Annotated in this window: 4 protein-coding genes; 2 read left to right on the top strand and 2 right to left on the bottom strand. The window is 42.0% G+C overall.

Features of this window, described 5'->3' with window-relative positions:
• The first annotated feature begins 385 nt into the window (after positions 1-385).
• Positions 386-1,333, top strand: coding sequence for a hypothetical protein (locus KFV02_RS11175; RefSeq protein ID WP_252381637.1), 948 nt, complete (start codon positions 386-388; stop codon positions 1,331-1,333).
• Between the two features lie 262 nt (positions 1,334-1,595).
• On the top strand, positions 1,596-4,022 hold the full coding sequence (locus KFV02_RS11180) for a methyl-accepting chemotaxis protein (RefSeq protein ID WP_252381638.1): 2,427 nt from the start codon (positions 1,596-1,598) through the stop codon (positions 4,020-4,022).
• 32 nt (positions 4,023-4,054) lie between these two features.
• Here KFV02_RS11180 and thyX read toward each other — a convergent pair whose 3' ends face one another.
• Both thyX and ruvB read right to left on the bottom strand, forming a co-directional pair.
• Complete coding sequence (thyX, locus tag KFV02_RS11185; RefSeq protein ID WP_252381639.1) at positions 4,055-4,780, bottom strand: FAD-dependent thymidylate synthase; 726 nt, start codon at positions 4,778-4,780, stop codon at positions 4,055-4,057.
• A 3-nt stretch (positions 4,781-4,783) separates the two neighbouring features.
• Positions 4,784-5,764, bottom strand: a complete 981-nt coding sequence (ruvB, locus tag KFV02_RS11190; RefSeq protein ID WP_252381640.1) for a Holliday junction branch migration DNA helicase RuvB — start codon at positions 5,762-5,764, stop codon at positions 4,784-4,786.
• Positions 5,765-5,904 lie beyond the last annotated feature (140 nt).

A 5,904-nucleotide genomic window follows, 5' to 3' on the forward strand; every position in this document is an offset into this window, starting at 1 on the left:
AACAGGTCCAGGTCTTTGTACCAGCATGAAAAAAACCAGGACTAGAATAAACCATGGAAATTAAGTTGATAAAAAAGTTCAGCTACAGGCTTTTTTAAGATTTCTAGTCTATATTTTAAGCTTTATAAGCAATCAAGCTCATAAAATCAAATTTCAGCATGTAAATTATTTTGCTTTATTCTTGTTATAATCTTGCATCCCCCTTGTTTTTAAGGCAAAATAAATATCTAAAAGTTGTTCATGTAGAAAGCAAGTTTTTGCGTAGAGTTTATGGTCTAGGAAAGTTAATCATTTTAACAAATTAGCCTCGATAAAGTGTTTATTATAACCGTAAGGTTTGGATTTTTGTATCGGTATCTAAAAAAAATTAAGGTGGAGGAATAAGATGATTTTTGAATACGATATGGCTTTAGGCTTTATTGTTCCTCTGGGGGTAATGGTTGTCCTCAGTTCTTTAGGTGCGTCAATCATGGCCTGGTGCAGTGAGCTTTTCGGAATGTGGCAGAAAAAGATTTTTTTGGATAAATTTGCGTGGCAAATGTCTCGTCTGGCAACTATTGTCATCCTGGCCTTGGTTTTGATAGCCTTTTTTTTGAGTGTTTATGCCAAGTTTTATCCTCCTTTGAGCATTTTTTATAAGCAAAACCAAGATGTTCTTTGGCCTGGGATTATTTGTCTCGGCTTGGCAGCTATTTTTCTTTTTTCTTATTGGAGTACATGGAAAAAACTAAAAAAAAATAAAGTTCTTCATCTCATTCTTGGGATCATAGGTATAGGCTGTTTAAAAATATTTTTTATATCCCTGATTTTGGTTTTTTATTATCAAAGTCTGGGCCTGACCCCAAAGTTTTTGCCCCCTTCTCTTGATTCTTTAATTTATCCTATTACTAGCCAGTTATTCATTCTTTCATTGGTTGCTGCTGCAAGCTTTGGGTTTCTTTATTTGGTTTTAAGACGTTTCAAAGACGACTTTGGCCGGGATTATTATCGATACTCATTAAACCTGACAGCAAAGTGGAATATTTTTTCTCTTCTTTTTTCATTTTTGCCTTGTATATGGGTTTATGTTTTGTTAAGGGATAAGTTAAAAATTATAGAGTTGTATTTACCAGCGGCAACAATAGTTTTATGTACAGTCTTGATTATTATTTTGTGCAGCATACTTATCAAAAGTATTCAACCTTTGCGTCTGAAAGGGGTGATGATCTGTTGCCTAATCCTTGTCTGGATTATTTTTGTTGCCAGACTAATAAGTTATATGGAGCTAGCCAATTTAGCACAGGACAATATTCGCTTTCATCCTTTCACCAGAGAGTGGATCAGTATGTTTTAATATTTACTTTAGTTTTAGAGTGTCAAAAGTGAATTAGAAGGTGAATAAACAAAAAAGATTTTCAAGCTTTACAATCCGTTAGAACCGTTTTGTTTTGAGTCTCCCGGTTAAATTACTTTTTCAAATAAAAATATGGTGAGGATTAGTGATTACATGTCAGACTTTTCAGTTTAGTTCTCTCTAAACTTTAGATTAAAAACAACCGATTTATAAATTTGCTAACCCGGAATTTAGGTTCCAACTATTAATCAAGGAGGTTTTTATGCTCCGAGGGTTAAAATTTACCACCAAGATGTATGCCGGGACCATCGTTATTGTCCTTTTGACCATCGGTCTGATGGGTGGGCTCAATTTCTTGCGTATGCGTGCGTCTCTATTTGATCTAGGGCAAAGCTTTATGCACTCAGCTCTAGAACAACTTCTTCATGCCATGGTTATGAAAAATGACATTACCCAGGAAAAAATTAATGCTGATTTAGCCCTTATGGATGAAAAGGTTGAAGATCTTGGTTCTGTTTATTTGGATGAAACCCAAATGATAGAAATGACCATTACCAATCAAATTACCAAGCAAACGGAACGAGTCAGAATTCCAACGTTAAAAATAGGTCCCATGGTCATTAATAATAATTTTGAACTGGTGGATAAAGTACAGGCTACAGTGGGCGGGACTGCCACTATCTTCCAAGTGTTACCCGGAAAGCTCTTGCGCGTGTCCACTAATGTTAAAAAACTGGATGGTTCCAGGGCCGTGGGCACGTATATTCCTTCTTCCAGTCCTGTTTACCAAACAGTTATGTCCGGAAAGACCTTCCGTGGCAGGGCCTTTGTTGTTAATGCCTGGTATCTTACGGCCTATAAACCCTTGCGTGATCCTTCCGGGAAGATCGTTGCTGTCATTTATGTCGGCCGTAAAATAATGACCCCCGAATTATTAACTCTTCTTAAAAAATTCAATATCAAGGGTAAGGGTGAGGTTACAGTCTTTAATTCCAAAGGAGAGATTCTCTACCATCCCGATCAATTAACTCAGACAAATATAACAGATTTTGAATTTGGTCAAAAAATGCTTCAAATAAAAGAGGGAAAACTTGATTTTGAATGGGAAGGAAAGCCAACAACAGCTCTCATCTATCACTTTGCTCCCTGGGACTGGCATATCGTCCTTAGCCTCGAGAAACGGGATCTCTTCTTTGGTATGGACAAGGTTTTGTTCTCCACCAGCGCCGTTACCGGAAGCTTGGCTCTGGTCCTGGCTGTAATTTTGATCTTTTTCCTAATGAAAAATCTTACCAAGATTCTGCGCAATATTGCCCAGTCTTGCCGTAAGATTGCCGATGGTCAGTATGATACCCGCATAGAGTATGTAGCAAAAGACGTCATTGGAGAAACAGTTTCAGCCATCAATGATATGGCAAGAGCTATAGAGGATAAAATCTTTCTTCAGGAATCTTTCAGAAATGGCATTACCGCTCCTATGTTTACCGTAAGTGCCAAGGATAGGGTCGTTCAATATGTTAATGATGCTATCTGTGAACTTACTGGCAGAAGCAAAGAAGAGGTCATTGGAAAATTAAAAGGTTATGAGCTGTTAAATTACTCTTCCTTTGAAGAATGCCAGGTATGCAAGCCCGTAGCTGAAATCGTTATTCCTCAAGGACGGCCTTGGGCAGGAGAAGTTAGTTTTAAACATAAAAATGGAGAAGAAAAGATTGTTTTAGTCAATGCTTTTCCTGTTAAAGATAGAGAGGGTCAGACCGTTGAAGCCGTGATCATTCTCCAGGATGTTACTGATATACGAAAAAATGAAGAAATCATGGCCAGACAGGCTGAAACCTTGAGAGAGGCTGCTGCCTCCATCACCGAAATCACCGACCTCATGGCCTCTGCCTCTGATCAATTATCTGCTCAGATCGAACAAACAACAAGAGGTGCTGAACTACAGAAGCAAAGGGCCGAAGAAACTGCTACAGCCATGGAAGAAATGAATGCCACGGTCTTGGAGGTAGCTAAAAATGCCTCTAACGCTGCGGAAAATACAGAAGCGGCTAAGAATAAGGCCCTTGATGGTTCAAAAATAGTACATGATGCACTCAAGGCCATTGAACAGGCTCAGGAGTTGACCAGCCTGGTCAAAGAAAATGTGAATCAACTCGGTCAGAAGGCAGAAGATATCGGAGAGGTTATTGACGTTATCACTGATATTGCCGATCAGACTAATTTGCTGGCCTTAAATGCTGCTATTGAGGCAGCCAGGGCTGGTGAACATGGTAGAGGATTTGCTGTTGTTGCTGATGAAGTAAGAAAGTTAGCTGAAAAAACCATGGCAGCAACAAAGGAGGTTGGTGAGGTTATTTCTTCCATCCAGGAAGGTACGCGTGAAAATATTGAAGATACAGATAAGGCGGCTCAGGCTGTACAGGAGGCCACTGAGCTGGCTAATAAATCCGGTCAGGCCCTCCAAGAGATCGTACGTATTGCTGAAGAAAACGCTGATCAAGTTCGGGCCATTGCTACTGCTTCTGAAGAACAATCAGCAGCCAGTGAAGAGATTACTAGAGCGGTAGAAGAGATAAACAGGATTTCAGCCGAGACAAGTAGTGGCATGCAAGAGGCAGCCCAAGCCATTGCTGAATTGGCATCTCAGGCACAGAAGCTTAAAAATTTAGTCCAGAAAATGCAAGATTAGGGTTCATAGTTAGTCAGGGGCCAGAGTTAGTTCTAGCCCCTGACCTTAAACTTCCCGCAGGTAAACTTTTCCCCTTCCGGACAATATCCCAGCCTTTCACATTTTGGACCGGCAACAGCAAAGATGACCGGTAGTTCCTGACGCAAAATCTTAAGCATTTTCCAGGCCATTTTGCGGATCTCCCATTGTGCCCGCTCACAGCACCTGAGTTCAAAAAAATGTAACAGGCTACGGCAGTTCATGGTGAAGACCACTTTGGATTCACATGCCTGGGGAAGGACAAACCGTGCGTCTTCATTGGCCTTTTTCCCCAGGCCATTATCTTGTAAAATCCTTTTTAGGTTACGGTATGCTTTCCCTATTGTTTGCATACACTGTTCAAATTCGACCTTAGCTTCGGGTATCTTGGCAATACTGGGAGGCAGGATATAATCAAAGTCACTTTCATCAACATACCGCTGGCTCTGCTGGGAGTAGGATGCAATGCGATGTCTTACCAGTTGGTGGGTAAGAGCCCTGGAAACTCCCTGCACGGCAAAGGTGAAACTTACATGCTCAATAGGGCTTTCGTGTCCGGACTCTAATATTTTGGCAATAAACTCAGCCTGCTTTTCTTTCTCTATCTTGCCTGAAACAAGGTCGTCCCATATGTCTCCTACGAATCCTGCACTATAGCACTGTCTGAACGCAGCATAAATGAGAGACAGTCCGCTGTCTGTTTTACTGAGTAATTTTATTTCCAGTTTTTTTTCGGGCATTTGTTAATCCTCGGTGTCCAGGGGCAAGTAGCCTTGATTTTGAGGGGATATTTTCAAATGCGTATAAGCTCGGGCAGTGGCTACTCTGCCCCTGGGAGTTCTTTTTAAGAATCCGCATTGGATAAGGTAGGGTTCATAAATTTCTTCAATCGTGCGTACTTCTTCGGAAACCGCAGCGGCAATGGTTTTTACGCCTACAGGTCCGCCGCCAAAGTGGTGAATAATACATTCCAGAATCTTGCGGTCCATCATATCCAGACCACTGCCGTCCACGTCCATGGACTCAAGGGCCTTGGCAGCTACCTGGGCATCAATCTGGTTGAAGCCTTTGACCAGGGCAAAGTCACGAACCCGGCGCAAGAGCCTGTTGGCAATACGGGGGGTACCACGTGATCTTTTGCCAATTTCCAGGGCTCCATCTGCAGAAATGTCCAATCCTAAGATTTTGGCTGCTCTTTTTACAATTTCGGCCAGTTCTTCAGCTGAGTAAAAGTCCAGCCGGCAGATCACGCCAAATCTGTCTCTTAGGGGGGATGTCAAAAGACCGATACGTGTTGTTGCTCCAACCAGGGTAAATGGCTCTAGATCTATTTTTACGGTCCTTGCCCCAGGCCCTTGTCCAATGATCAGATCCAGTTTGAAGTCTTCCATGCCCGGGTAAAGAATTTCCTCAACAGCCGGAGGGAGCCTGTGGATTTCATCAATAAACAATATATCATTTCGTTTTAGACTGGTCAGGATGGCGGCAAGGTCTCCACTTCTTTCCAGCACAGGGCCGGACGTGCTGACCATATTGACCCCTAGCTCTTTGGCCATGATTTGGGCCAGGGTAGTCTTGCCCAGGCCGGGATTGCCATAGAGCAGGGTGTGGTCCAGATGCTGCCCCCGTTCCCTGGCTGCCTGCAGGTAAATCTTGAGATTGTTGCGGACATCATCCTGGCCGATGAAGTCATCCAGAGTTTGGGGACGAATGTTTTCTTCCATATAGGTTTACAGTTTTGTAAGTCTGTAGGTTTGTAAGTTTATAAGTTATTTTGCCTCAACTTTCTGAGTTAATTTGCGAGCGCATTTTCTTCAATGCTAACAAAGACTTGGACACATCTAAGGCTTGCTTGCGGGCTGTG

The organism is Desulfovulcanus ferrireducens (assembly GCF_018704065.1).
Lineage (GTDB): Bacteria > Desulfobacterota > Desulfovibrionia > Desulfovibrionales > Desulfonatronovibrionaceae > Desulfovulcanus > Desulfovulcanus ferrireducens.